Below are 26,045 nucleotides of genomic sequence, written 5' to 3'. Positions count from 1 at the left end.
CTACAAAACTACTTTCATAACATATTAACCCACTACCTTAAGCCGCGGCACTCTAACTGAAACGGGTGATCGTGTATGATCTGTTTTCCGTTTCAGCGCAAAACGATATCTTGCTTATGCCGACTTTCTCTCTGCTCACCCCCCCCCAGCCTCAAGGGACTCGCGATACGCTCTACTGGTCATCGCCACCGGGCAGCGCGACTGCCCTGGCTCTTTCACGCGTGGCCCAGCACGCCCCGCTATTGGTGATCACCCCCAATACGGCCAGTGCGCAGCGCCTGGAGCAAGACCTCTACTTTTATAGCGACGTTCCGGTACTTCCTTTCCCCGATTGGGAAACGCTGCCCTACGACAGCTTTTCGCCCCATCAGGACATCGTCTCGGCGCGGCTACGCACTCTGCGCCAGCTTCAGGATGGGGTACGCGGCATTGTATTGGTGCCAATCAATACGCTGATGCAACGCTTACCACCGGTCGAATATATTGCCGGGCGGGTAATGACACTCAAAACTGGCGAGCGATTAAATCGCGAAGCGTTCCGAGAATCACTTTCGCGAGCGGGTTATCGCGCCGTGGAGACGGTGTATGAACCCGGCGAATACGCCATGCGTGGGGCATTGATCGACCTATTTGCAATGGGCATGGATGAACCGATTCGCATCGATCTGTTTGACGACGAGATCGACACGCTGCGTCACTTCGACCCCGGCAGCCAGCGCTCAACCGATAAACTTGAGTCGCTAGAGTTGCTGCCCGCCCACGAGTACTCATTGAGCCGAAGTGCCATCGCCTGCTTTCGTGAGCAGTTTGAAACCCTCTTTGATGTCGATCCGCGCCAGTGCCCCCTCTATAACGATGCATTAAAGGGCATTCCTTCACCGGGTCTGGAGCACTATCTACCGCTGTTTTTCGAGCAGACCGCTTCGCTGTTTGAACACCTGACCGACGATACCCGGGTAGCCCTACTGCCTGGCGTTTTTGATGCCGCCGAGCAGCACTGGCAATCCATTGACGCCCGCTACGTTAACCTGGGCGTCGACCCGACCAGACCACTGCTGCCTCCTCACCGAGCGTTTTTCCCGGTCAGTGATGTTTTTGCGGCTATAAAAGCACGCCCGCGCATTGAGCTCACTGAGGATAGCGAACAGCGCCATGCGTATCTGCCAGAAGCAGCACCGCTGCCTACACTCTCTATCAATGCCCGCGCTAAGCAGCCGCTGGGCGAACTGACTACATTTTTGAAGTCGCATGCTAAAACCCGAGTGCTGTTTGTCGCGGAATCACGAGGCCGCCGCGAAGCGCTGGAAGAGATATTGGCGCCGCTTAAGCTCTCGCTCCCGCATACCGATAGCTTTCACGACTTTCTCGCCAGTGATCACACCTATGCCATTACCGAAGGCTTGGTGGACAGCGGCCTGTGGCTGAACAACCCAAGCGTTGCGGTGATCAGTGAAACAGAGCTGTTTGGCGATGTGGTACGTCAAAGCCGTCGGCGCGAAAAAGCCACCGATGATAACGAGCTAGCGGTTCGTCACTTGTCAGAGCTGCGCGAAGGCGCGCCGGTGGTTCACCAAGCCCATGGCGTTGGGCGCTATTTAGGTCTGGAAACGCTGGAGGCCGGCGGTCAGGCCAATGAGTTTTTAGCACTCTCCTACGCCGATGGCGCTAAACTTTATGTGCCCGTCGACAGCCTGCACATGATTTCACGCTACAGCGGTGCCGGTGACGAACTGGCGCCGCTGCATAAATTGGGTTCCGATCAGTGGGAAAAAGCCCGCCGCAAAGCCGCTGAGAAGATTCGTGACACTGCCGCCGAACTTTTGGATGTTTACGCTCGCAGGGAAGCTCAACAGGGCGTGGTCTACGAAGCGCCAGGCGAGGAGTATGTGCGTTTTGCGAGCAACTTCCCATTCGAAGAAACGCCCGACCAGCATGCGGCCATTGAAGCGGTAATCAGCGACATGACGTCGCCGCAGCCCATGGATCGCGTGGTATGTGGTGACGTAGGCTTCGGCAAAACTGAAGTGGCCATGCGCGCGGCATTTATCGCCGTGCAATCAGGTCGCCAAGTAGTGGTCCTGGTGCCTACCACGCTGCTGGCGCGCCAGCATTTCGAGAATTTCCGCGACCGTTTTGCCGACACCGCCGTCAATATTGGCTTGATCTCTCGCTTCACCAGCGGCAAAGAGGTTACCCAAACATTAGAGAGTGTTAAAAACGGCCAAACCGATATCGTGATTGGCACCCATAAACTGCTCTCTAAAAGCGTTGAGCTACCCAAAATGGGACTCCTTATCATTGATGAGGAGCACCGCTTTGGGGTAGCGCAAAAAGAGAAACTCAAAACGCTGCGCGCTGAAGTCGATATTTTGACCCTGACCGCGACGCCTATTCCGCGCACGCTAAATATGGCCATGAGCGGTATCCGCGATTTGTCGATTATCGCTACGCCGCCCGCACGGCGCCTGTCGGTCAAAACGTTTGTTCAGCAACATGATGCCAGTATCATTAAAGAAGCCCTACTGCGCGAGATACTGCGTGGCGGGCAGGTGTATGTGCTGCATAACGAAGTCAAAACCATCGAAAACAGTGCCGAAAAAATTCGTGAGCTGATTCCTGAAGCGCGGGTAGCGGTCGCCCACGGCCAGCTCCCCGAGCGCAGCCTCGAACGCATCATGTCGGACTTCTACCACCGGCGCTTTAACGTGCTGGTGTGTTCGACCATTATTGAAACCGGCATTGATGTGCCCAGCGCCAACACCATTATTATCGAACGTGCCGATAAATTTGGCTTGGCGCAGCTGCACCAACTGCGGGGTCGGGTCGGGCGCAGCCACCATCAGGCGTACGCTTACCTATTAACGCCACCGCCTAAAGCGATGACCCGTGATGCCATCAAACGCCTGGAAGCCATTAGCGCTTCGGACGATCTAGGTGCTGGTTTCACCCTGGCCAGCCACGACATGGAGATTCGCGGAGCAGGCGAGCTACTGGGGGATGAACAGAGCGGCCAGATGGAAACCATTGGCTATACACTTTACATGGAGATGCTTGACCGGGCAGTGAAGGCCATTCGTGCGGGCAAAACACCCAATATCGACGCGCCCTTCAATACCGGCGTGGAAATCAACCTCAACCTGCCCGCGCTGATTCCAAGTGATTATATTCATGATGTTCAGCAGCGCCTGGTGATGTACAAGCGGATTGCCAACACCCAGAGCGATAGCGAACTTACAGAGTTACAGGTTGAGCTAATTGACCGCTTTGGCTTGCTGCCCAATCCGTTGAAAAACCTGATTCGCCAGACCAAGCTGCGCCACCGTGCCGAGCAATTAGGCATCAGCAAAATCGAGGCTGGCGAGAGCCGCGGTAGAGTACTGTTTGATAGCAGCACCCAGGTGGATCCCTTAACCCTGGTGACCCTCATTCAGACGTCACCAAAGCACTTCCGTTTAGATGGCTCTGACACCTTACGATTTGAATTATCAATGGAAAACGTCGACCAACGCTTTCAACAGCTTGAAAACCTACTTAGTACGCTTAATCAAAAAGTAGCGGCGGCGTGACGCTTGGGGCAAACTTGCCAGTAGCCATGCCCTAGTTAACCCACCTTGTGGATTAACATCAGTGACCCAACGACGCGCATCAGCAGTAAATTAACATATTAGGAATGACCATGAACATTCGCGACACCTTTACCCTCTGGGGCCCCACCAGCTTGGCAGTACTACTAGCCGCGAGCTTGGCGAGCCCTGCTTTTGCGCAATCGGCTGACGAGCAAACAGAAAACCCAGTACAAGAACAGTCAGAAGAGCCGACCCAAGAGCAAGCACAGGAAATCAGCATCGATGCTGTGGACAGCGCCGCCCAGGTTGCTGACCAGGACGAGCTGCCCCGTGGCCACTTCCGCCTACCTGAAAAAGGCGATGTCATCGGGGAGCGCTACACCGTCGTTGTCGAAGACCCCAAGCAGACGCTGATCGATATCGCCCGACGCCACAACATTGGCTATGAAGAGATGCGTATGGCCAACCCGGATGTCAGTCTCTGGGTACCCGGCGCAGGTACCGAGGTGGTGATCCCCGCTCAGTACATTCTGCCACCCGCGCCGCGGGAAGGCGTTGTCATTAACCTGTCAGAGCTTCGCCTCTACTACTACCCTGCAGACAAGCCCGGCATTGTCGAAACTTACCCGGTCAGCGTAGGGCGTGAAGAGTTCGCCACTCCCGTGGGCATTACTCGCACCACGGTTAAGGTTAAAGACCCCGCTTGGGCACCGCCATCGTCGATGCGTCGCGAAGCAGCTGAACGAGGTGAGCCGGCACCGTCGGTAGTTCCACCCGGCCCACAGAACCCGCTTGGCGAGCATGCGATTCTACTCGCCATGCCGAGCTACCTGATTCATGGCACCAACCGCCCTGATGGCGTCGGTATGCGCGTCAGCCGAGGCTGTATTCGCATGTACCCGGAAGATATCAAATCGCTCTATGAGCGCTTACCCAGCGGCACTCAGGTCAACCTAATGGATGCACCGTTTAAAGCGGGCTTTGCAGCCGATGGCACCTTGTTTGTCCAGTCTTTCCCGCAGCTGGAAGAGAACGTAGAAGGCTTTGAGCCACTGCTTAATGCCCTTGAACGCGTAACAGCGCTAACTACTGATAGGGACGTTGAAATAGACGCGGATCAGATTCAGCGCGCCGTAGAAGCTCCTGACGGCCAATTTATCGCCCTATATGGCCCTCAGGCTCCCGAGCCAGAACCGGAGCCTGTTGAGCTGATTGACGAGCTTAAGCTCAGCGCCGCCACTGACCCCGATAAAGACGCGTGACCAACCACCTGGCAACAAAAAACCCCGCCAAGGCGGGGTTTTTTGCGTAGCTAGTATCAAAAACTGCTGTTCTGACGCCTCTGCTTACGGCGCCTTGCTTACTACAGAATATTAATTAACTAACTACAGCTTTCATCCAGCAGCTGCTGAGAGAGCCTAGTGACACCCTCGGCAGCCCAAGCAGAATTACTTCTGCATGGAACGCTGGAACATGCGGTTCATTTCTTCACGGTTCTGCTCAGACATCTGCAGAGCAGCCTGCGCATCGCGCTGGGCTTGGTTTGCAGTGTTCATAGCCTGTGAAGCCATGCTGCGTGCTTCTGCAGCGTCAGCTTGTGCAGATTCTGCAGTCATGCGAACTTCTTCCAGCGCGCTGGTAGAAGCACAACCTGCAAGAATTGCCAGAGAAGCGGCAGCAGCAGTCATCTTCAGAGTAGTTTTCAAAGTCATAATGTTCTCCTTGAGTCGTCCTTGGGTACTACATTAAGGGTATGACAAAAATAAGGCTACGCATTTTACTAACGTACTTAGCTTAAATTTGTCTACCTGCGGTGCAGGTTCTTTACAGTGACTTGTTTTGCGATGCTCGCAAGTCAAACGCTGTTTTATAATAGACTACAGCGGTTGTCTATAGCCACTTGTTTAAAACCTCGAACTTCCTTCAACGGCATTAGCTTAACGGATCACTACACGGGTGCCAACACCCACTAGCGATGCCAAGCGATCAATTTGCTCGTTGGTAACGGCGACACACCCTTGAGTCCAATGATAGCGACCATGAATATCGGGGTCCGCGCTACCCAAGCCATGAATCCCAATCGCCCCACCCAGGGCAGTATTTTGCGGTGGATGACCGTTACGTCGGTAGTAGTCGAAGTAATCTTCATAATCGGTTTGGGAATAAATCCCTTTTTCAAGCGCCATGCGTGCATGGGCTGGCGTTGGGAAATCAATCCCCATAAAGGTACGCCACTGGCTTTCGTAATTAAAACGATTGATACGAAACTCACCCTTAGGAGTCACGTTATCGCCACGAACACGCTGAGTCTTCGCCCCTGCACGCCCTAGGGATATGGGTGCATAGCGCTCTACAAGCGCATTACCACGGAACACACTGAGTGTAGCCTCTTGATCATCAATCAGTACCCACAGCTCATTGCTATGGCGCGGCATATGGGCGCGCGTTAGCACTGTTTCGATAAGGTCAGAGGGAGCAGCCTGGCTAGGTGCAGTGACAGCAGCGCTAGCAACCGCTGGCAAGCTCAGCGCCATAGCTAAAAACCGACGGCGATTGATTAAAAACATGGCAGCTCTCGAAACATAGTAGCCTGTGGTTGACCAACTAAACGCATAGAATGGCTGTTATACCTTATTCCCGCATCCGCCGTTAGTAATTTCGTCATAGTGCCGCTTTGGGTCGTCCCGACGCGATGATGCATTCGGCAGTGGCACATACTCATTAAACGCCCTGTAACTCTTCCATACTCGCCATCATGTGGCGTATTTCAGAATTATGCCCTTCCGCTAGCGAATCAAAGAACTCTGCTTCGGGTTCAATTCTCGAACGTGCGGCACGATGCTTATACAACGCCTGCAAACGCTCATGGGCAGTTGTGGCTGTTTTCATGGCATCTTCTATAGAGCCTGTAACGGTTTGCTCCGCAATTTGATCCAGTTCTGGTGGCTCAGGGAATTCGCTCGACTCGTCGAACCACGTCTCCAGCACCTCAGAATGATCCATACCATCATGGAACAAGTCTTCAAGACCCGTTTTCATCTTCAATTCACGGCTGGCGAGATAATCTAATCCCATTTTTAAGCGTTCATTGTCGGCTTTATCAGCGGCCTCGCTGTATTGACGCGCCATTCGCGCGTGAAAGCCTGCCGCCCATTCGACTAAATCTTTAACTTGGTTATAGCGCATCATGATCTCCTTTTCGTGGTGCTTACTTGACCAGCGGGTAAAATCGAGCCTTTTACCACTCCAGGCTGGTTTCACGCAGAGCAGCTATTTCGCGCTTCGCCGCCTGAAGGTTATCCAGCAATTGCTGAGGCAAACTCGCTTGACTATCCACCTTAATCATAGCGGGATTATGAGTAGTACGCCGCGCAGCACCTTCATCGCTATGTAGGCGTTCAAGCTGGCCCGTCAGCCAATTCAACCAACTTTCCGGCTGAGCGTTTAAGTCGCGCAAGCGCTGTAGCTCTGCCAAAGCTGGGCCTTGCTGAGATAACAATACACGCCAGCGATGCTCTGGCAAGCGAGCGTGCTCAGTGACTTCACGTAAAAGCGACTCTAACGCCAGCTCAAAGAGCGCCAACGCGCTCTCCTCCAGTGCCATCTGCCGCGCGGGGGCATGCTCATCCTCCCCTGCGGGTATAATAGCTAACAGCTCCGCTTGGTAGAGCAACTGATTGGTTCGCGAGCGTGCATTCACTTGCGCTTATCCTCCACGTGCCATTTACCAGCCTCAAACATGGCCTTCCAGCCAGTGGCTTTGCCCTCTTCGTCAGTCATCACAAACTGCTCTTTCGTCTTACGCGAATAACGGATTTGAGCGGGGCGACCATCGGGGTCTTCGCTAGGCGCTTTGAGAATAAAATGGTACTTCTCAGGCAGCTCTTCGGCATGCGCTTTCAGCTCTTTCACCAGCGGCGGCCGCGTTTCGCGATTTTTAGGAAATTTGCTCGCCGCCAAAAATAGGCCACTCGCGCCATCGCGCAGCACGTAATGGTCGTCCACTTTTTGACACGCCAGCTCCGGCATCGGGATTGGATCCATTTTTGGCGGTGCCACTTCGCCGCTCTTTAATAATTTGCGAGTGTTTTTACACTCGCTATTGGTGCAGCCAAAATACTTACCGAAGCGACCTGATTTCAACTGCATCTCAGCGCCACACTTATCGCACTCAATCACAGGCCCTTCATAGCCCTTAATCTTGAATTTTCCGCTCTCCACCTCATACCCATCACAATCAGGGCTGTTGCCACAAATGTGCAATTTACGCGTTTCATCAATCAGGTAGTTGTCCATCGCCGTGCCACACTTGGTGCAGCGACGCTTAGCACGCAGCGCATTAGTTTCAGCCTCTTCGCCCGCGTCTTCCGCTACCGCTTCTTCACCTGGGATCAGATCGATGGTGGTCTTGCAGCGCTCTTTTGGCGGCAAATTGTAGCCGCTACAGCCCAGGAACACGCCTGTTGAAGCGGTGCGAATTTGCATATGGCGGCCACATTTCGGACAGTCAATATTGGTGGGCACCGGCTGATTGGGCCGCATACCATCTTCGCTCTCCGCCTTGGCTAGCTCTTCACGAAACTCGCCGTAGAAATCATCTAGCAAAGCCTGCCAGTTACGCTCGCCTTCGGCGACTTCATCAAGACTATCTTCCATGCGCGCAGTGAACGAGAAATCCATCAAATCAGGGAAGGACTCTTTCAGCCGCTCGGTCACGATATCGCCAAGCTTCTCGGCATAAAAGCGGCGGTTTTCAAGCTTCACATAGCCGCGATCCTGGATCGTAGAGATAATCGATGCATAGGTAGAAGGACGACCAATCCCCTGCTTCTCAAGCTCTTTCACCAGGCTTGCTTCGGTGTAACGCGGTGCAGGCTTGGTAAAGTGCTGCTGAGGATCGAGTGCCTCCAACCCCATCGGCGTGCCTTTAGGCAAGTCAGGCAGGCTCTGATCTTCATTTTTACCGCTGGGCTTCATCACCCGTGTATAACCATCAAATTTAAGCACGCGTCCTTTAGCACGCAGCTCATACCCATCAACCTCGACGCTAAGCGTGCTGGACAGGTACTCAGCAGGCGTCATTTGGCAAGCCACAAACTGGCGCCAGATCAGCTCGTAAAGGCGCTCTGCATCGCGCTCCATGCCGGACAGGTCTGATGCTTTGCGTTCAACGCTGGAGGGACGAATCGCTTCGTGGGCTTCTTGAGCACTCTCTTTACTGCTGTAACGATTAGGCGCTTCAGGCAGATAGCGTTCGCCAAACTCTTCGCCGATATAACTGCGCACGCCTTCCACTGCATCTTTTGAAAGATTGGTGGAGTCAGTACGCATATAGGTAATATAGCCCGCTTCATACAGACGCTGGGCCATGGTCATGGTCTTCTTAACAGAAAATCCTAACCGGCCACTCGCGGCCTGCTGTAGCGTAGAGGTAATAAAGGGCGCTGTCGGCTTGGAACTGGTGGGCTTGTCTTCCCGCGAAGTAATCGCAAGTTTGGCTTTTCTAAGCTGCTCAATACGCGCCAGGGTGTCTCTTTCAGAGGTAGGCTTAAAGGCTTTGCCATCCTGACGAACCAGAGCAAAACGCACCAGCTCACCTTCGGGAGAAGCCAAATCCGCGTGCACATCCCAAAACTCTTCAGGAATAAAGGCACGAATTTCGCGCTCGCGCTCAACAATTAGACGCACCGCGACGGACTGTACACGGCCAGCCGAAAGCCCACGCGCCACTTTAGCCCACAGCAAAGGTGAAAGCATAAAGCCCACCACGCGATCCAGGAAACGCCTAGCTTGCTGTGCTTCCACCCGAGGGATATTTAGCGCGCCCGGCGCTTTGAACGCGTCCTGAATGGCATTTTTGGTGATTTCATTAAACACCACGCGCTTATAGCGGCTGTCGTCTCCACCGATAGTCTCACGCAGGTGCCAGGCAATGGCTTCCCCTTCGCGATCCAAATCCGTTGCGAGATAGACAGCGTCAGCTTTCTCAGCCAGCTTCTTTAGCTCGGCAACGACTTTCTCTTTTCCGGGCAGCACCTCATAGCGGGCTTCCCAGCCGTTGTTAGGGTCAATCCCCATCCGCCGAATTAGCTGATCTTGGCTCTTACGCTTCTTATATTCCACCTTCTCTTCCGCCGACATCTTGCGTGTCGCTGCGGCCTGGCGTGCGCGCTCCTTAGGGTCGGAGGCTGCCTTACCTGAGCCGCTGGTCGGCAGGTCACGAATGTGACCCACGCTCGACTTCACGATGAAATCGTTGCCGAGATATTTGTTAATCGTCTTCGCTTTAGCTGGCGACTCGACGATGACCAGTGACTTGCCCATAGTGCTCCACTTTCCTAATGCACGGGCTGTCTAGCACGTGCTCTAAATTCGGTGCCGTATCGCCGGGATGAAACAGCCCATTAACAAAGATACGGATGAAAAAATGCGCCTACCCTACCCCAGCCCTTGGCTAAGCGCCAGTAGCAACCAAGCCGTAGGAAGAATCCGTAGATTTCAGACAAAGAGTAGCTAGACACTAGACTGCCACTGGCATTACGGCAACCCAAAAGGCACACAGACAAACAAAGCGCCCCCACCATATAGGCGGGGGCGCTGTGAGCTAACATACTGTTTTAGCGTTTGTCAGATGGCTTATTACCTTCGTTAGCGCTGTCAGATTTCACTGTTGACTTGGTGCTTTCCTCATCGGCTGCAGAGGGTTTAGTGGCTTTTCCCTCTGCTTTGTCAGGCGCAGCCGAGGGCTCAACAGAAGTTAGCTTAGCTGCTTTTGGCTTAGCTTCTTCTGCATTAGCTTTTGCCTGACTAGCTCCTTCCGATTTAACAGCTTTACCAACCACGCCAGTCGTAGCCGTTTGTGACTTTGTAGATGTTTTCGCCTTTGCCTTGGCAGCGTTAGGAGTAGCAGGTGCTTCCTTTTTGCTAGGCCGCGCCTGATCAAAAAGCGCCTTTATCTGAACAAAGCGATTTGCAGCATGCTCCGAAAGCTCGCCACTGGCGGCAAACACGTGCTCAAGATGGCTAATATAACCATCGATATCGTCGTTGCTATTACCCTTGAGCAAAATAGGCAGTGCATTCAGCGCTTGCTCACGATCCAGCTTCAAGATAAAGAACTGCTCACGCACTAGGCGTTTAAATTCACTCAGCTCTATGCCTGGTTCAAGCTCGGCACGGGAGGCGCGTAACCGCTTAAAGTTACGCTCATCCGTGGCTGGAGCACCGCCGAGCACGTAGATCAGCGAGCGCATCACCGCTTCGTGCGCACCGCCGTGGGTAATCTTCTCGCGCAGCGCTTCCTGACGCTGCTCCATGAAGCGGTGGTGCTCGGGCTCAGCCCCGGGGCGGCGGCGATGCACATGGGCATCGCCATAAAGGCCTACGGCGGCCTGCAACAGCGGCTGGCCGTAAATATCCATAAACATTTTTTCGGTGCTACTATCGCGTAAGTCGCGCACCGCATTGAGGCTTGCAACCAACTGGTCAGAGCCCATGGTTTCAAGTGCTTTAAAAAGATTATCTTGAGACACAGGGTGACGATTTTTACGCACCGCTTCTGCCATTACCGGTAACGGCACGGAAAGCGGGTTACGGTCGGAAAGCAGTTTGTAGCCCAGCCGGATCGGGTGCATACGACGAATAAAGCGGGCAGCTTCCGGCGTCATAATAGCTTTTAGCCAGGGCTGCATAAAAATCCGATACAGCCCCAAATTAATTTCTGATATACGCGCCACGGTGGCAAAGCGACGATCATCCTCAGGCTTGTGCATCACTGCCTGATCTAACTCTTCAAAGTTACGCGGCATAAATTCGAGCAGATAATCACGCTCGAACAGCTCGGCATCTTCGCCCTTTTCCGCCGGGGATATGGAGGTTTCGTACAGCCCAGGCGGGAGTACGTCGATGTAATCCATATTGGCAGTGAATTCGGTATGCTCTTTACGCGACACGCTACCCGAAACAAATATACCTAGGTGGCCGGTAGTATCATGCTGGCAATAGACGATAGTTTGCTCGTTGGCGATGATGTCATCTGTGTTTTCATATAAATCACGAATCCAGCCCAACGCTTGCGGCGGCGGGGTAATATCGTCCCCACGAGAACAGAACACCACGATCGGTGAGCGCACATTCCGTAGGTCGATTCGGCGCCCATCACGAGTCACCAACTGCGCGGTAGAAAGTCGATTGCCCACAAACAGATTATCGACAATATATTGAATTTCTTCACCGCCCAACAGGACGTGACCGCCCCACCAGCGTTCAAAGTCGAGGTATCGGCCCGCTTCTGTATCGATGTTATCGTAAAGGTGATACTGTTTTTTCCAGTACGTATTAGCAGGGTTGAGGCGCTCAAAATTCTGCACCAACCACGCCCCGTCAAACAGGCCATTGCCAATGTCGCTAGTGAGTGCCGTAATCCAACTACCCCCGGTCATACCGCCCGTATAACGCATTGGGGCTTTACCATGCTCGCCCGCCCAATAAGAAAGCGGCGCACCGGCAATAAGGATCGGCCCAAACACATCTGGCTCTAGTGCGGCCGCCATCATGATTTGCCAGCCTGCTTGGCAATTGCCCACCACCATTGGCTTTTCGGTGGTTTCGGGGTGAAGCTCAATTACATGGCGTAGAAATGCAATTTCTGAATCAACTACGTCCTCGACGGTTTGACCCGGCTCAGGAAATGGTAAAAAACCAATAAAGTAGCAGGGATGCCCCGCTTTTAGCGCCACCCCCAACTCGCTGTCTGGCTTAAAGCCACCAATCCCTGGCCCATGCCCCGCTCGCGGGTCGATCACTACGAAAGGACGTTTTTGTAGGTCAGTTTCAGTCCCTTCATGGGGCAGTACGCGCAGCAGTTCATAGTTAGTTGGCCGCGGTAGCGTCCGCCCATCCAGCAGCACTTCGGTATCAAACCCCAACACACTGGGCTTGGTTTGCTCCATATGTTCAAGGTACTGATTACCACGCTCGCGCATAACGTCCAGGTACAAAACGCTACGCTCCATGCTATCGCGCCAGTAACCGAAGGCCGCCCGTCCAAACCCAAATGGGTCGAATAAGGAAGCGATCGGTTCACTACTTGGCAACGCTGTGGAGCCATTTTGTTGCTTTAGCCAGGCGTCAGTAAAAGCGCTGGTGGTTAGCAAAGGATTGGCGAGAAAGTTCATAGGTTCTCCCATGGGGTTGATGCGCCGGCATCAAACCGGGCAGCAATGAGGATGCTGCAATGCAATATAGTTTAGGCCACTACATGCGCGACGTCGATCTTTACCCCTAATATTTACGACCAAGGGGCGACATAACGCTCTTTCAGCAGCGCCAAAGATTCAGTGTTAGCATGCGTTGCGCTGGCGATAAAGCCTGTATTGGGCATTAGTCCTAGCGACATTAAAGAGTGTTCACTACGAGGTTGCTATGTCATCCCCTACTCTGCTCAATCGCCTTACATTTCGGCAACTACAGGTCTTCCAGGCGGTGCACCGGCAACGCTCTTATTCTCGCGCAGCTGAGCAGCTAGGGCTTACCCAGCCCGCGGTGAGCGCACAAATACGCCAGCTTGAGCTGGCGTTGGGGCAGCCACTTTTTAACTACGCGGGCAAAACGCTCCACACGCTTCCCGCCGCAGATACGCTCGCCCATTCGACACGAGAAATTTTTGGTCAGCTTTCACGCCTGGAAATGAACCTATCGGACATTAACGGCAAAATAAGCGGTGAACTTAATATTGCGGCAGTATCCTCTGCGCAATATGTCGTACCTTACTTACTCGCCCGTTTCCGCGCTCACTACCCAGAGGTGCACGTTCGCTTAAAGGTATGCAATCGCAGCCAAGCCCTAGAGCGGTTGACTGAGCAGCAGGATGATCTCGTTATTATGGCGATGGTGCCAGAGGATGATCGCTTAGTAGTGATGCCGATTCTTGATAATGAATTAATCGCTGTGGTTTGGCCGGAACACCCCCTGCTCTCCATGCCGGAGCCCTCCCTGGCAGACTTCGCACGCCACTACGTGTTAATGCGTGAGCCGGGTTCTGGCGTGCGCAATGCCTTTGAACAAATGGCCGCCAATCAGCAGGTCGCCCTTCCCCACTGTATTGAGCTGGGCACCAATGAAGCCATTAAAGGCGGAGTAATGGCCCACTTAGGCGTTGCCGTTCTCCCCCGCTTGGCGGTACAGCTTGAACTTGAGCAAGGGTTACTTTTTGAGCTTGGGCTTCCCGATTTTCCGATCCACCGATCCTGGTGCACGGTGTATGCGCGGGAACGTTTTCCCACACCGGTGGCAGAGCTTTTCTTAAGCTTTATCCGTGAGCACTTACCCGATTATCGCCGCCATTTTCAAGCGCCTTCAAGCCCGTTACCGAGCCACGGCGTCGCTTGCCTGCCAATGCTTGCGCCCTAGGGTCATGCGGTGTCCTGTTGACAGTGAAATATGTTACATTAGTAGCTATTAGCACGATGAAATATCGGATGCACTTCGTATTAATTAATCAGGTATCAATTGGCAGGTCTTGTAAGGGCTTAACGCCCGCAAACGTACTTGGCCTACCGCACAAAAGAGAGGCTCTGTCCCTATGAGCAATATCCCTCCGCAACGCGTGTCTAGCGGTGAAAAATTCCGTAATGAACATGGCATGTCGGTGATCAAGGATGGCATGAAGCAGCGCAAAGCGCAGGCAGAAGCCCCTTCTCTTGAACGCAAGCCCAAGTGGCTGCGCGCACAGATCCCTGGAGGGGAGCGTTTTGAGGCGGTCAAGAAAAACGTCGCCACTCACCGACTGAGCACCGTTTGCGCTGAATCTCATTGCCCCAATATGGGCGAGTGCTGGAGCAACGGTACGGCGACCATCATGCTTATGGGGTCAGTATGCACCCGCGCCTGTCGATTCTGCGCGGTAGATACCGGCAACCCACAAGGCTGGCTCGATCATGAAGAACCTGAAAACACCGCGAAGTCAGTGGAGTTAATGGGCCTTCGTTACATCGTGCTCACCTCGGTAGACCGTGACGATCTCGACGATGGCGGTGCATCGCACTATGCCAACTGTATTAGTGCCATTAAAGCGCGCACGCCTGAAGTAGTCGTGGAAGCCTTAACGCCTGACTTCGATGGCGAGCTGAGTGCTATTGAGCGCGTTGTTGATTCTGGGTTACAAGTATTTGCCCAAAATGTTGAAACCGTTGAACGATTAACAGGCCGTGTACGCGATCGGCGAGCCGGTTATCGTAAAACGCTTGATGTGCTTGCCCATGCCAAGCGCTACCGTCCTGACATCATCACCAAAACCAGTTTGATGCTGGGGCTGGGGGAAACTGACGAAGAGATTTTGCAGACTTTTGATGATCTGCGTGAAATCGGTGTCGATATCGTCACGCTTGGTCAATATCTGCGTCCAACCAAAAATCACTTGTCGGTAGAGCGCTGGGTAACGCCAGAAGAGTTTGACCGCTACCGCGTGATCGGTTTGGAGAAAGGCTTTATGGAAGTGCCTTCGGGCCCGCTGGTGCGCTCCAGCTATCGCGCTGATCGCGTGTTTGAAAAGAACAACCTGGGGCTCGCCTCACCCGCTGCAATTCCTGGTCAGGAACAAGAAGCGAATCCCAACATTATTCCAGCGCTAAACGTAGGATAGGCCTAACTCTAGCGCTATAGAGTTTGCTGAAACGGGGAGCCAGTGGCTCCCTTTTTACAGGGGCTAGCTATCTACACTGACTAATTCACGATTTAGCCGTTTGGCTAGCGCTTTCGCCAACTGCTCTCCGACCCGATGATCACTTGGCAGTGCCGTAAAATCGGCCAACCTCACCATGGGCATACCTGCATAACCGCAGGGGTTAATTCGTAAAAAAGGCGCTAGATCGCCATCGACATTTAATGCCACGCCATGAAAGCTTGCACCACGCCGAATACGTAGACCTAATGAGGCAATTTTGGCCTCACCCGCCGCTGTCATGACATAGACCCCTGGCGCATCGGGGCGCGCACGCGCGCTTACCCCATAGCTGCTTAAAACATCAATTACCGCATTCTCCAATGCAGTAACTAAATCGCGCACGCCAATTTTACCTCGTCGTACATCCAGCAACGGATACAGCACCACTTGCCCAGGGCCGTGGTAGGTCACCTGCCCGCCCCTATCGGTATGTACGACTGGAATGTCACCGGGCAGAAGTAAGTGCTCTGGCTTACCTGCCTGCCCTTGAGTAAACACCGGATCGTGCTCAACCAACCAGAACTGATCAGGGGTATTAGCATCGCGCGTATCGGTCAGCGCACGCATTGCCTCCCAAACCGGAAGATAGGGTTGGCGCCCTAAGGAATGCAGCTTGATTGGCTCGGCGTCGCTCACGCTTACACCACCATATGCACACGACCGGTGGCTTTTAACGCCTCAAACAGCTCTTTAATGTGCTGCTCTCCAGTCGCTCTAATCACCACACGAACCGATTGGAAACGACCATTACGGCTATCAACTACCTGCATTGTCGTGGCGTCGAAATCAGGCGCATGGCGCACAATGACCTGACACACACAGGCAGGAAAGTCTTCGGCGGCATCGCCGACGACTTTTAACGAGTAATCACAGGGAAAAGTGATTTTAGGCGGCTCTTGAACCGCCGGTTGGCGCAAATCACGCAGTCCTTGTGGCGTACCTTTTTTCATAGCAACCCCATCATTGCAAAAAACAAAACCAACGGCTTAAACCTAATCAAACTTTAGTCGGTAAAGTTGCTGATTAGGCCACTAAAGAAGCGCTGCACCTGATCAAACAAACGCTTGAAGAGACCGCCCTCTTCAATGTTTTCCAAGGCCACCAAGCGACGCTCACCGACCACCTCGTCGCCCAGATGAACCTCAAGGGTGCCGACCTCATCACCAATAGCAATCGGGGCCTGAAGATCCGGGTTCAGATTAAGGCGCGCGCGCAGTTCTTCATTACGGTTACGCGGCAAGGTCATAAAGACCTCTTCATCGACCCCCACGCGTAATTCGTTAATATCGCCACCCCACACACGCGGCGTGGCCAAAACAGCACCACGCTCGTAAAGCTTCATGGTCTCGAAAAAGCGGAAACCATAGCTGAGTAGCTTTTGCGTTTCCTGAGCACGCGCCTCATCGGAGGTGGTCCCCATCACAACGGAAATCAAGCGCATATCGTCACGCTTAGCCGACGAGACTAGGCAAAAACCAGCCTCTGTGGTCCAGCCGGTTTTTAGGCCGTCGACCGAAGGGTCACGCCACAGCAAACGGTTGCGGTTGGGCTGGTCGATGCCGCCATAAGAGAAGGTACGCTGGGAGTAAATTTCATAATGTTCGGGATAATCATTAATAATGTGCTGCGATAAGCGTGCCATATCATGGGCAGTTGAGTAGTGCTGCTCGCCCGGCAAGCCCGTGGCATTTTGGAAATTTGTATTATTCATGCCCAGCCGAGTGGCATGCTGATTCATTAGGTCCGCAAAGGGCGTTTCTCCACCGGCTAAATGCTCGGCCATGGCGACACTGGCATCGTTGCCCGACACAATAATAATTCCATGAAGAAGGTCATCTACTGAAACTTGATCACCCACCTCGATAAACATTTTAGAGCCGCCGGTACGCCACGCGTTCTCACTAATATTAATCATGTCAGTCAGATTAATAGTGCCTCGATCAAGCTCACGCTCAACCAAATAGGCTGTCATCAACTTGGTCAAACTGGCCGGCGGAAGGCGTTCATCCGAATTATGCTCCGCCAAAATGCGACCACTGTTGGCATCCATGAGTATCCACGAACTCGCCGCTAACTGAGGGGCCGCAGGAATAATGGTTTGCGGCTGCGGAATTACCGGTTGAGGAACTTGCTGTGCACTGGCAGGCACAGCAACCGTCGCCATTGCAGCAAAAAGGCATAGGCGTGCAGAGCGGCCAATGGATGTAAACACGTTCATAACGTCAGTCTCACTTACTTGAAAGCTTACTTGTAAAGCTTTTTTTAAAAACAAGGCGGCGCGTAAAACGCGCCACAAGAAATAAATAGGGTGCTAATTATCGCACAACAAAGACCTGGGGGAACCCTGCTTGACGCAGCGTTTCACGTGCTTGAGTCTCCTGCCCCGGCCTAATCGGACCTACTTGCACACGGTAGACGTCAGCATCACTCATAATACGCACGTCGTGAGGCTGCTCCCCCTGTAAACGCTGCTGTAACTGCTGAGCGCCTTCTGGATTCCCTAACGCGGCAATTTGTAGATAAACTTCGCCATCTGATTCGCCTTGGCTTGGCGTCGGCTGAGATACCGATTCTCGAGAGGACGCAGCAGGCGCTGAAGCAGTAGGCACTGAGGAATTAGATACTGAAATATTAGACGCCGTTTGCCGGGCAACAGCCGACGGAGCGTTTGAAGCAACTTGCCTCGGCTCTGGAGTGCTTGCTTGTTGGGAAGAACCACTTCCCCCTCGACCACGCTCGGCTAGCCACTGTTCCGGGTTGATCGCTTCAACTTTAACGGAGCCGGTGCCATTGTCGAGAAAGCCCAATCGTGCCGCTGCCGCATACGAGAGATCTATTTCACGGTCACTATGAAACGGGCCGCGATCATTTACCCTGACAATCACCGATTGCCCGTTATCCAAGCTGGTTACCCGAGCAAACGTGGGTAAGGGCAACGAACGGTGAGCTGCCGACATTTTATACATATCGTAAATTTCGCCGTTTGAGGTCGCATAGCCGTGGAATTTTTCACCATACCAAGAGGCCGTACCGCGTTTTTCGTAGCCTGTGGCATCAGGCAGTACATGGTAGGTTTTTCCCCACACCTCATAGGTTGAGCGGTTGCCACCTCGGGAGGGCTGCTCAACGCGCGGCTCTGCATCGGGCACTTTGGTAACATCCGGCGGTTCAAGTGGGTAGGCATCTCCGCTCATGGCGTAACGACCGTCACTCGTAGCGGCCGACGAACTAGGGGCAGCTGCTTGATTGGCCGAGCTAGGCACATCAATACGCTGGGTATCATTGCTAGCACAACCACTGACCAGCGCCAGCAAGGCGATTACCCCGCCAGCACGCCTGGTTATCGTCAGTTTGCTATTCATGCCTCGTCCTCATGCAGCTTATCGTGCAATGTGGCGATCTCTTCCGCCAACTCGGCTACAGCCATGGCATACAGGTGACTATGGTTATAGCGAGTAATCACATAAAAATTATACTCGCCGAACCGATAGTGGGTCTCGCCATCAGCGAACTCAAGCGCCAACGGCGCGACTAACAATTCACTATCTAGAGAATCCTCAGGCATCAGTCCATGCGCGGCCAGTTGAGCGACACTCACTGCAGGAGGCGACGCTTGGTTAAACGAGAACTCCTGTAATAGCTCCCTAGACAATTCGTCTGGCCCACTGGCCTGGTGATAAATATCAGCCCCTGGTTTCCAGTTATGTTCGGCAAAGTAATTAGCGACACTACCAATCGCATCGACTGGGTTTTCCCACAGATCGCGGCGGCCATCGTCATCAAAATCTACCGCATAGGCTTGGTAACTGGTGGGGATAAACTGCGGATAGCCCATAGCACCTGCATAAGAGCCGCGCAGCCCAGTAGGGTCGACCTGCTGCTCGTACGCAATACGTAAAAATGCTGCCAGCTCACCCCGAAAAAAAGCGCCTCTCACCGGATGATGAAACGCCAGCGTGGCTAGCGAATCCAATACACGGTGCTGGCCTTTATGACGGCCGTAGTAAGTTTCAACGCCAATAATAGCGGTAATTATTTCAGCGGGAACACCATAGGTACTTTCGGCTCGCGCCAAGGCGTCAGCATGCGCATCGATAAATTCAACGCCCTCCTCAATGCGCTGCTGGGTCATGAAAATAGCGCGATACTCATGCCACTTTAAACGTCGCTCGGCGGCCCCTTCCATAGCGTCCAATACACTTTGGGTATAATTAGCCTGCCCGAGCGCCTCTTCCAGCCATGTTTGTGGCACCCCTTGCTCAACTAGCTCTTCCATCAGCGCTTGGCTGTCAGCATTTTGCTGAGGTGCAAAGTGCTGTGGGGTAGCTTCATCCTGAGAAGGCTCATCAGCAATTGATATGGGCGTTACCCAGCACATCATGGCTGCCAAAAAATAGCGGCTCGTCTTCCCTTGAACCTTGTTCATTAACTCTCCACTCCTGAGCTCTTTATCCCAAAACGATTAATTCCAGAACCATCTATTCCTGAGTTCTCCATTGCCGAGCAACACAGGCGTCTGAACTATATGTTTGGGCTGGGCAACTTTGCTAGCGCGACAGCAGCCGACGATGAGCATGTATGGACATGAGAATACCGAAACCCGCCAACAAGGTCACGCTTGAGGTGCCGCCAAAGCTAACCAATGGTAGCGGCACACCCACGACAGGCAGAATGCCACTCACCATGCCCATATTGACAAATACATAGATAAAAAAGGTGAGGATGATACTGCCTGCGACTAAGCGGCCAAAGGTATCCTGGGCAGCGCTTGCCATCCATACACCACGACTCACGATTAATAGATACAGGCACAAAAGCACCAGCATACCCACTAAACCAAACTCTTCGCCTAAAACGGCAATAATGAAATCCGTATGCCGTTCTGGCAAAAACTCTAACTGGGACTGGGTACCCTGCAGCCACCCTTTCCCCCACAATCCACCGCTACCTATGGCGGTGGTTGACTGAATGATATTCCAGCCAGAGCCCAGCGGGTCGCTTTCAGGGTTCAAAAAAGTCAACACGCGCTGACGCTGATAGTTATGCATATTCATCCATAACACCGGCACCCCGGCGGCCCCCAGCGCCGCAATAAATCCGATCAAACGCCACGACAAACCTGCCAGCAGAACCACGATAAGAGCAGCACTGGCTACCAGCAATGAGGTTCCCAAGTCAGGCTGAATAGCCGTCAGCACGACGGGTACGCCGATGATAACCCCACACACCAGTATATCGCGCAGACGCGGCGGCAACTCACAGCGATTAAGATAGGCCGCCACCATTAACGGGGCCGCCAGTTTCATCATTTCCGAGGGTTGAAAACGTATGACGCCAGGAATGACCAACCAGCGCTTAGCGCCCATCCCCACATCACCGAATACATCAACGGCCACCAGCATGGCAACCCCAATGCCATAGGCAAGCGGAGCGAAGCGCAAAAAAGTAGAAGGTGAAAATTGGGCGATGGTGACCATCGCCACCAGGGCGATGCAAAACCGTACGCTCTGAGCAATCACGGCATCAATGGATTGCCCAGAAGCGCTATAAAGAACGATTAAACCACTGCTCATCAATACCAGTAGCAAGCCAAGCAGCCAGGGGTCTAGATGGATTCGCTCCCAAATACTTTTACGCCGGGCGATGCCGCTTTCGGGCGGGCGAACAGGGTAACCACGCATAGAGCGCGCTAGATAGTGCCAAGGCATGGGTTAGTTACCCTCCACGTTGGCGTTATCTTCTTCTAACACTTCGCGTACTTCTTCTGCGTCCGGCGCCTCATCCTCGAGTAACCAGGCATCCGTCATAGCGCGCGCCAAATGAGCCGCATGCGTACTGCCGCCGCCTGCGTTTTCAACAATAACGGATACCGCAATCTGAGGATCTTCCAGTGGCGCGAAGGCCATAAACAGCGCGTGGTCACGTAACCGCTCCGCTAACTCATCAGCGTTATAACGTTGATCCTGACCCAGCGAAAACACCTGTGCCGTGCCTGACTTACCGCCCATGCGATACTCAAGGCCCACGCCAGTTCGACGCGCGGTCCCTTCGGTGCCACTAATCACCTTCTCCATACCGCTGAATACTCGATTCCACCAGTTATCATTGGCTAACTGAATGTCATCCAAGGTATCGGGCAGGTCGCGGGGGACAGGGGTATCGCCAATCTGGCGTGCCAAGCGAGGTTTCACCCAGTGGCCGCGATTGGCCAGCGTGGCAGTGGCACTGGCTAACTGCAAAGGCGTCACCTGCCAGTAGCCTTGCCCAATCCCCACGGATAGGGTCTCACCGGGATACCAGGGCTGGTTAAAGCGTCCTCGTTTCCAATCACGTGAGGGCATCAAAGCGCTGCTTTCTCCTTGTACGTCATGGGCCACACGCTGACCAAAGCCAAAATTACTCATCTGTTCATGGAGATTATCGATGCCTAAATCATGTGCCAAGGTGTAGTAGTAAGTGTTATTGGAAACGGCTAGGGAACGCTCCATATCGACACGGCCATGCCCCCAGCGCAACCAGTTGCGGTAACGCCGGGAGTCGTTAGGTAACTGATAATAACCAGGATCATTAATCGTGCTATCCGGGGTAATGACGCCCTCCACCAACCCGGCCAGCGCTAGAAAGGGCTTAATGGTAGAGCCAGGAGGATAATGGCCGCGGATAGCGCGATTAAAGAGCGGTAAATCGAGATCCTCCTGCAAACCACGATAAGAAGCCACATCAATGCCGGTGACAAACTGATTACTGTCAAACCCCGGCGTCGAGACCATAGCAAGAATCTCACCTGTGGCTGGCACGATAGCGACGATAGAACCGCGACGGCCATCTAACAGTTCATAAGCCAGCATCTGGAGCGACTTATCCAGCGTTAATGTCAAATTCTTCCCAGGTACCGGGTCAGTGCGCCCTAGTTCTCGTAATACTCTTCCGCGGGCGTTCGTTTCCACTTTGCGTAAACCCGCCTCACCATGAAGCTCTTCTTCGTAAAAACGTTCAATACCGGTTTTACCGATAAAGTGAGTACCGGCGTAACGACCTGCATCCAGCGTTTCCATCTCTTCAGCATTAATGCGGCCAACGTAACCTAGCGCATGGGCCATTATCTCGGCATCAGGATAAAACCGCAGCGGCTGAGCCTCTATCTCCACCCCTGGTAGGCGGTGGCGGTTAACTGCCAAACGGGCAATTTGGTCTTCACTTAGATCACTGGTAAGCAGCGCTGGTTGGAAAGGTCGCTGGCGCTGGCGTGAGCGCACGTTAAACGCTTCAATCTCTTCTTCAGGCAACTCAAGAAGCTCTACCAGCAACGCCAGCGTTTCATCCAGATTATCGACGCGCTCGCGAACGAGGGTCAGGTTATAGGTTGGACGGTTTTCAGCTAACAGTACGCCATTACGATCGTAAATTAACCCCCGGTTAGGCGGCAGCGGTTCGACGCGAACCCGGTTATTTTCAGAGCGCGTGCTATACATGTCGTGCTGGACGATCTGTAAATAAATAAGCCGCCCCGTTAGCAAGCTGGCAAGGGTCAATACCACCAACACGGCGAGCAGCGCTCTAACACGAAAAATACGCAGTTCTTGCTCGGAGTTTTTTAGCGTGTTGGGGCGCTTGAGCATGGCAACGAAGACTCTCAAATCAAACAAAAGGCGCAACAGGACACAAACAGTAATGGCTTACCATTCAGCCGTTAACGGTGATAAGGGTGACCCACTAATAGTGTCCAGGCACGATAGAGCTGCTCGGCCAGCATAATTCGTACCAGTGGATGTGGTAGCGTCAGTGGTGAGATTGACCAGGTTTTGTCGGCTGCGGCTGAGAGCGAAGGCTCAAGCCCGTCTGGACCACCTACAAGCAGAGCAATATCCCGCCTGCCCATGCGCCAAGCGTCAGCTTCTTGTGCCAACTGCTCGGTGGTCCATGGTTTACCTTTCACTTCCAGTGCTACCACGTATTCGTCGCCACGCAACTTATCGCGAATACGCTGCGCCTCCTGGGCGCGCGCTTTCGCGATATCTGCATTTTTGCCACGCTGGCCGAGGGTAATTTCTTCGATCTCGAGATTGAAATCTCTCGGAAGCCGCTTACGGTAAGTCTCCACGCCCTCTTCTACCCACCCAGGCATTTTACTTCCCACCGCTAACAGCCGGATTTTCATGACATGCCAGCTCGCTCTTGAAAGCGTTCAAGCGACTCACCAATCGCGCCCGAATCCGTCGGCAGATCGGCCCATAGCCGCTCCAAATCATAGAGCGTGCGCGCCTCAGGCATCATGACATGAACCACAATGTCACCCAGGTCGACCAGCACCCAGTCGGCGTTATCACCACCTTCTACGCCCAGAGGACCTAGCCCTGCTGCCTTGGCTTTTTCCACTACGTTTTGCGCCAGAGCAGCGACGTGACGGGTCGACGTACCACTTGCAATCAACATGAGGTCGGTGACCTCGGTTAATTTAGCAACATCTAATTGCGTAATGTCGCGTGCTTTCAGTTCTTCTAGCGCGTCAACCGCTAGATTTTTCAATGTATCGATGTGCATGACTCCTAAAGACAACCTCATGGGGTAATCGGTCAATAAAGCCGGCCATTGTAACGGCTTATTTGACGACTGCCAGCGCTATTCACACTGCTGGTAAAGTCCGTAACGCGCAATAGCCTGTTCAACGGGGGGTGGCACCAAATAGCGCACGCTTTTACCCGCTTCCAGCCGCTTTCGAATATAGGTCGCTGAAATAGCCATTAACGAAGGCAATTCAAGCGACAAAAAGCCCCCACATGACCGCTGCATTAATTCCTCTACGCTATCGACTACCCGATGCTCTACCAGTTCCATTAATGGCGCTGGCAATGGATCGCCATAGCCTGGGCGAGCAATAACCACCAAATGGGCAAACTCAAATATGCGCGCCGGTTGATGCCATTGTGTAAGCCGCAAAAATGCATCGAAACCAATCACCATGACCAGACGCGTATTCTCACCATACTCCGCACGCAGCTCGGCAAGCGTATCGGTGCTGTAGGAGGGGCCGTCACGCAGAAGCTCACGATCATCAGCCAACAAGCCAGGCGTGTCACCGACACCCGCCTTTAAGAGCGCCAACCGCTGCCGCGCTGATACCTGCGGCTGATCCCGCAAGGGGGGCTGCTGAGCAGGTATCATATGTAGCTGATCAAGCGACAGCGCCTCATGCAACTCCACAGCACTGCGTAAATGCCCCAAGTGAATGGGGTCAAAAGTGCCCCCCAACATTCCAATACGCTGAAACTTTAGACTCACACCACCCCCTTATTCACGCACTTGGCCATCACCGAATACGACGTACTTCTGGGTGGTTAAGCCCTCTAACCCTACCGGCCCGCGGGCATGCAGCTTGTCGGTTGAAATCCCAATCTCAGCGCCCAGGCCATACTCAAAACCGTCGGCAAAGCGAGTCGAGGCATTAACGATGACCGAACTCGAATCAACTTCCGCCATAAAGCGTCGCGCCAGTGAATAATCTTGGGTCACAATCGCATCGGTGTGGTGTGAGCCATACTGCTCGATATGGGCGATCGCCTCATCAACACCATCGACCACTTTAATCGCCAGCACCGGGGCTAAGTACTCGGCGTACCAGTCCGCCTCATCGGCTGCGATAGCCTGAGGTAACAGTGCCTGAGTACGCTCACAACCACGCAGCTCCACCTCATGTTCAGCATAGGCACGTGCCAGCTCGGGTAACAGTAAGTCAGCAATCGGGGCATCGACCAGCAGCGTCTCCATGGTGTTACAAGTGCCGTAGCGATGGGTTTTCGCATTGACGGCGATGGCTAAGGCCTTGGCAGGGTCAGCACTAGTATCGATGTAAACATGACAAACCCCGTCAAGGTGTTTGATGACCGGCACGCGCGACTCACGGGTAATACGCTCAATCAGCGATTTGCCACCACGGGGAATAATGACATCGACATATTCCGGCATGCTAATCATTGCGCCCACTGCCGCCCGGTCGGTGGTTGCTACCACCTGAACACTACCCGCTGGCAGCCCTACATCCGCAAGCCCTGCTTGAATACAGGCGCTAATCGCAGCATTTGAGGCGCTGGCTTCTGAACCACCCCGCAAAATACAGGCATTACCCGATTTTAAACAAAGGCTAGCGGCTTCCAGCGTCACGTTAGGGCGCGACTCATAAATAATGCCAATAACGCCTAGTGGCACACGCATTTTGCCAACCTGAATCCCACTGGGCCGGTAACGCATATCACTAATCTCGCCCACTGGGTCTGGCAAGTTCGCCACTTGCTGAAGCCCTTCAATCATGGCGTCAATTCGAGCATCGTTTAACGCTAAACGGTCTAACAGCGCGCTCTCTAAGCCATTCTGGCGACCACGCTGCAAATCCTCAGCATTGGCGTCTAGAATGCAGCCGCGCGCTTCTGCCAAACGCTGCGCCATTGCCATCAGGGCACTGTTTTTCAATCCCGTATCCGCCCGGCGTAGCTCACTGGCTGCGCGGCGTGCCGCCTGCCCCAAAACCTTGACATAGGCGGGCACATCTCCGTCTGATAGGTGCTGATGGGCCTCTTCTTGGAACGGTGTTGAAACGCTCATACTGTCTCCGTACGTCATCGCGCGTGCTAAGGTGAATGATGCCCTAAAATGGTGTCCTGAACAGTGCCAGGGTAACGTGTGCAGCGGTGATGAATCCATAAGCGCCCTGCTGTTAGCTGACGTAAGCGCACAGCCATTTCACGTTTGTACTTATGTTACGC

21 protein-coding genes are annotated in these 26,045 nt (G+C 53.5%); 4 read left to right on the top strand and 17 right to left on the bottom strand.

The features are described from left to right. Positions 1-116: 116 nt before the first annotated feature. Positions 117-3,566, top strand: coding sequence for a transcription-repair coupling factor (mfd, locus tag KO116_RS09560; protein ID WP_200897143.1), 3,450 nt, complete (start codon positions 117-119; stop codon positions 3,564-3,566). A gap of 110 nt (positions 3,567-3,676) precedes the next feature. Then, entirely contained in the window at positions 3,677-4,828 is a 1,152-nt protein-coding gene (locus KO116_RS09555) for a L,D-transpeptidase family protein (RefSeq protein ID WP_035557264.1), read from the top strand. A gap of 186 nt (positions 4,829-5,014) precedes the next feature. Here the strand turns inward: KO116_RS09555 and KO116_RS09550 are convergent, their stop codons facing one another. From KO116_RS09550 to KO116_RS09525, 6 genes are all read right to left on the bottom strand, one after another. Further along, positions 5,015-5,278: an Lpp/OprI family alanine-zipper lipoprotein gene (locus KO116_RS09550; RefSeq protein ID WP_022523170.1), complete on the bottom strand. Its 264-nt coding sequence runs from the start codon at positions 5,276-5,278 to the stop codon at positions 5,015-5,017. Positions 5,279-5,503: 225 nt separating this feature from the next. Further along, positions 5,504-6,133, bottom strand: a complete 630-nt coding sequence (locus KO116_RS09545) for a L,D-transpeptidase family protein (RefSeq protein ID WP_035557261.1) — start codon at positions 6,131-6,133, stop codon at positions 5,504-5,506. A gap of 154 nt (positions 6,134-6,287) precedes the next feature. Next, complete coding sequence (locus KO116_RS09540; RefSeq protein WP_035557258.1) at positions 6,288-6,752, bottom strand: hypothetical protein; 465 nt, start codon at positions 6,750-6,752, stop codon at positions 6,288-6,290. Between the two features lie 52 nt (positions 6,753-6,804). Next, complete coding sequence (locus KO116_RS09535; protein ID WP_035557255.1) at positions 6,805-7,266, bottom strand: DUF6586 family protein; 462 nt, start codon at positions 7,264-7,266, stop codon at positions 6,805-6,807. Then, complete coding sequence (topA, locus tag KO116_RS09530; RefSeq protein ID WP_035557252.1) at positions 7,263-9,890, bottom strand: type I DNA topoisomerase; 2,628 nt, start codon at positions 9,888-9,890, stop codon at positions 7,263-7,265. The genes KO116_RS09535 and topA overlap by 4 nt, the downstream gene beginning before the upstream one ends. A 293-nt stretch (positions 9,891-10,183) precedes the next feature. Next, on the bottom strand, positions 10,184-12,742 hold the full coding sequence (locus KO116_RS09525; RefSeq protein WP_035557248.1) for a DUF3141 domain-containing protein: 2,559 nt from the start codon (positions 12,740-12,742) through the stop codon (positions 10,184-10,186). Positions 12,743-12,989: 247 nt separating this feature from the next. Here KO116_RS09525 and KO116_RS09520 point away from each other — a divergent pair, with 247 nt between their 5' ends. Both KO116_RS09520 and lipA read left to right on the top strand, forming a co-directional pair. Continuing rightward, a complete protein-coding gene (locus KO116_RS09520; protein WP_035557245.1) occupies positions 12,990-13,976 on the top strand; it encodes a LysR family transcriptional regulator in 987 nt (328 codons plus the stop codon). A gap of 172 nt (positions 13,977-14,148) precedes the next feature. Next, positions 14,149-15,207 carry a lipoyl synthase gene (gene lipA, locus KO116_RS09515; protein ID WP_008956605.1) on the top strand — a complete coding sequence of 353 codons (1,059 nt, stop codon included), beginning with the start codon at positions 14,149-14,151 and terminating at the stop codon, positions 15,205-15,207. A gap of 63 nt (positions 15,208-15,270) precedes the next feature. Here lipA and lipB read toward each other — a convergent pair whose 3' ends face one another. The 11 genes from lipB to KO116_RS09460 all read right to left on the bottom strand — a co-directional run bounded on the left by lipB (position 15,271) and on the right by KO116_RS09460 (position 25,884). Beyond that, positions 15,271-15,924: a lipoyl(octanoyl) transferase LipB gene (gene lipB / locus KO116_RS09510; protein WP_035557241.1), complete on the bottom strand. Its 654-nt coding sequence runs from the start codon at positions 15,922-15,924 to the stop codon at positions 15,271-15,273. 2 nt (positions 15,925-15,926) lie between these two features. After that, the gene (locus tag KO116_RS09505; protein ID WP_035557238.1) at positions 15,927-16,238 is read right to left on the bottom strand and encodes an HP0495 family protein; all 312 of its coding nucleotides are present in this window, start codon (positions 16,236-16,238) and stop codon (positions 15,927-15,929) included. Between the two features lie 53 nt (positions 16,239-16,291). Further along, positions 16,292-17,506 carry a D-alanyl-D-alanine carboxypeptidase family protein gene (locus KO116_RS09500; protein WP_035557236.1) on the bottom strand — a complete coding sequence of 405 codons (1,215 nt, stop codon included), beginning with the start codon at positions 17,504-17,506 and terminating at the stop codon, positions 16,292-16,294. 97 nt (positions 17,507-17,603) lie between these two features. Then, the gene (locus KO116_RS09495) at positions 17,604-18,650 is read right to left on the bottom strand and encodes a septal ring lytic transglycosylase RlpA family protein (protein WP_035557234.1); all 1,047 of its coding nucleotides are present in this window, start codon (positions 18,648-18,650) and stop codon (positions 17,604-17,606) included. Continuing rightward, positions 18,647-19,714 (bottom strand): lytic murein transglycosylase B, encoded by a 1,068-nt coding sequence (gene mltB / locus KO116_RS09490; protein ID WP_035557231.1) that lies wholly within the window; start codon positions 19,712-19,714, stop codon positions 18,647-18,649. Before mltB ends, KO116_RS09495 begins: the two co-directional genes overlap by 4 nt. Before the next feature lie 121 nt (positions 19,715-19,835). Further along, positions 19,836-20,996: a rod shape-determining protein RodA gene (rodA, locus tag KO116_RS09485; protein WP_035557229.1), complete on the bottom strand. Its 1,161-nt coding sequence runs from the start codon at positions 20,994-20,996 to the stop codon at positions 19,836-19,838. Between the two features lie 3 nt (positions 20,997-20,999). Further along, positions 21,000-22,907: a penicillin-binding protein 2 gene (gene mrdA / locus KO116_RS09480; RefSeq protein WP_035557226.1), complete on the bottom strand. Its 1,908-nt coding sequence runs from the start codon at positions 22,905-22,907 to the stop codon at positions 21,000-21,002. Positions 22,908-22,978: 71 nt separating this feature from the next. Continuing rightward, a complete protein-coding gene (gene rlmH, locus KO116_RS09475; RefSeq protein WP_035557224.1) occupies positions 22,979-23,446 on the bottom strand; it encodes a 23S rRNA (pseudouridine(1915)-N(3))-methyltransferase RlmH in 468 nt (155 codons plus the stop codon). After that, complete coding sequence (gene rsfS / locus KO116_RS09470; RefSeq protein ID WP_035557221.1) at positions 23,443-23,829, bottom strand: ribosome silencing factor; 387 nt, start codon at positions 23,827-23,829, stop codon at positions 23,443-23,445. The genes rlmH and rsfS overlap by 4 nt, the downstream gene beginning before the upstream one ends. A 78-nt stretch (positions 23,830-23,907) precedes the next feature. Further along, positions 23,908-24,567, bottom strand: coding sequence for a nicotinate-nucleotide adenylyltransferase (nadD, locus tag KO116_RS09465; protein ID WP_035557219.1), 660 nt, complete (start codon positions 24,565-24,567; stop codon positions 23,908-23,910). A 9-nt stretch (positions 24,568-24,576) separates the two neighbouring features. Further along, complete coding sequence (locus tag KO116_RS09460; RefSeq protein ID WP_035557217.1) at positions 24,577-25,884, bottom strand: glutamate-5-semialdehyde dehydrogenase; 1,308 nt, start codon at positions 25,882-25,884, stop codon at positions 24,577-24,579. Positions 25,885-26,045: the final 161 nt, after the last annotated feature.

It is taken from the genome of Halomonas sp. KO116 (assembly GCF_000734975.2).
Classification (GTDB): Bacteria; Pseudomonadota; Gammaproteobacteria; order Pseudomonadales; family Halomonadaceae; genus Vreelandella; species Vreelandella glaciei.
Note: the sequence above shows the minus strand (reverse complement) of the source record. Positions and strands in the feature narration are given on the sequence as shown.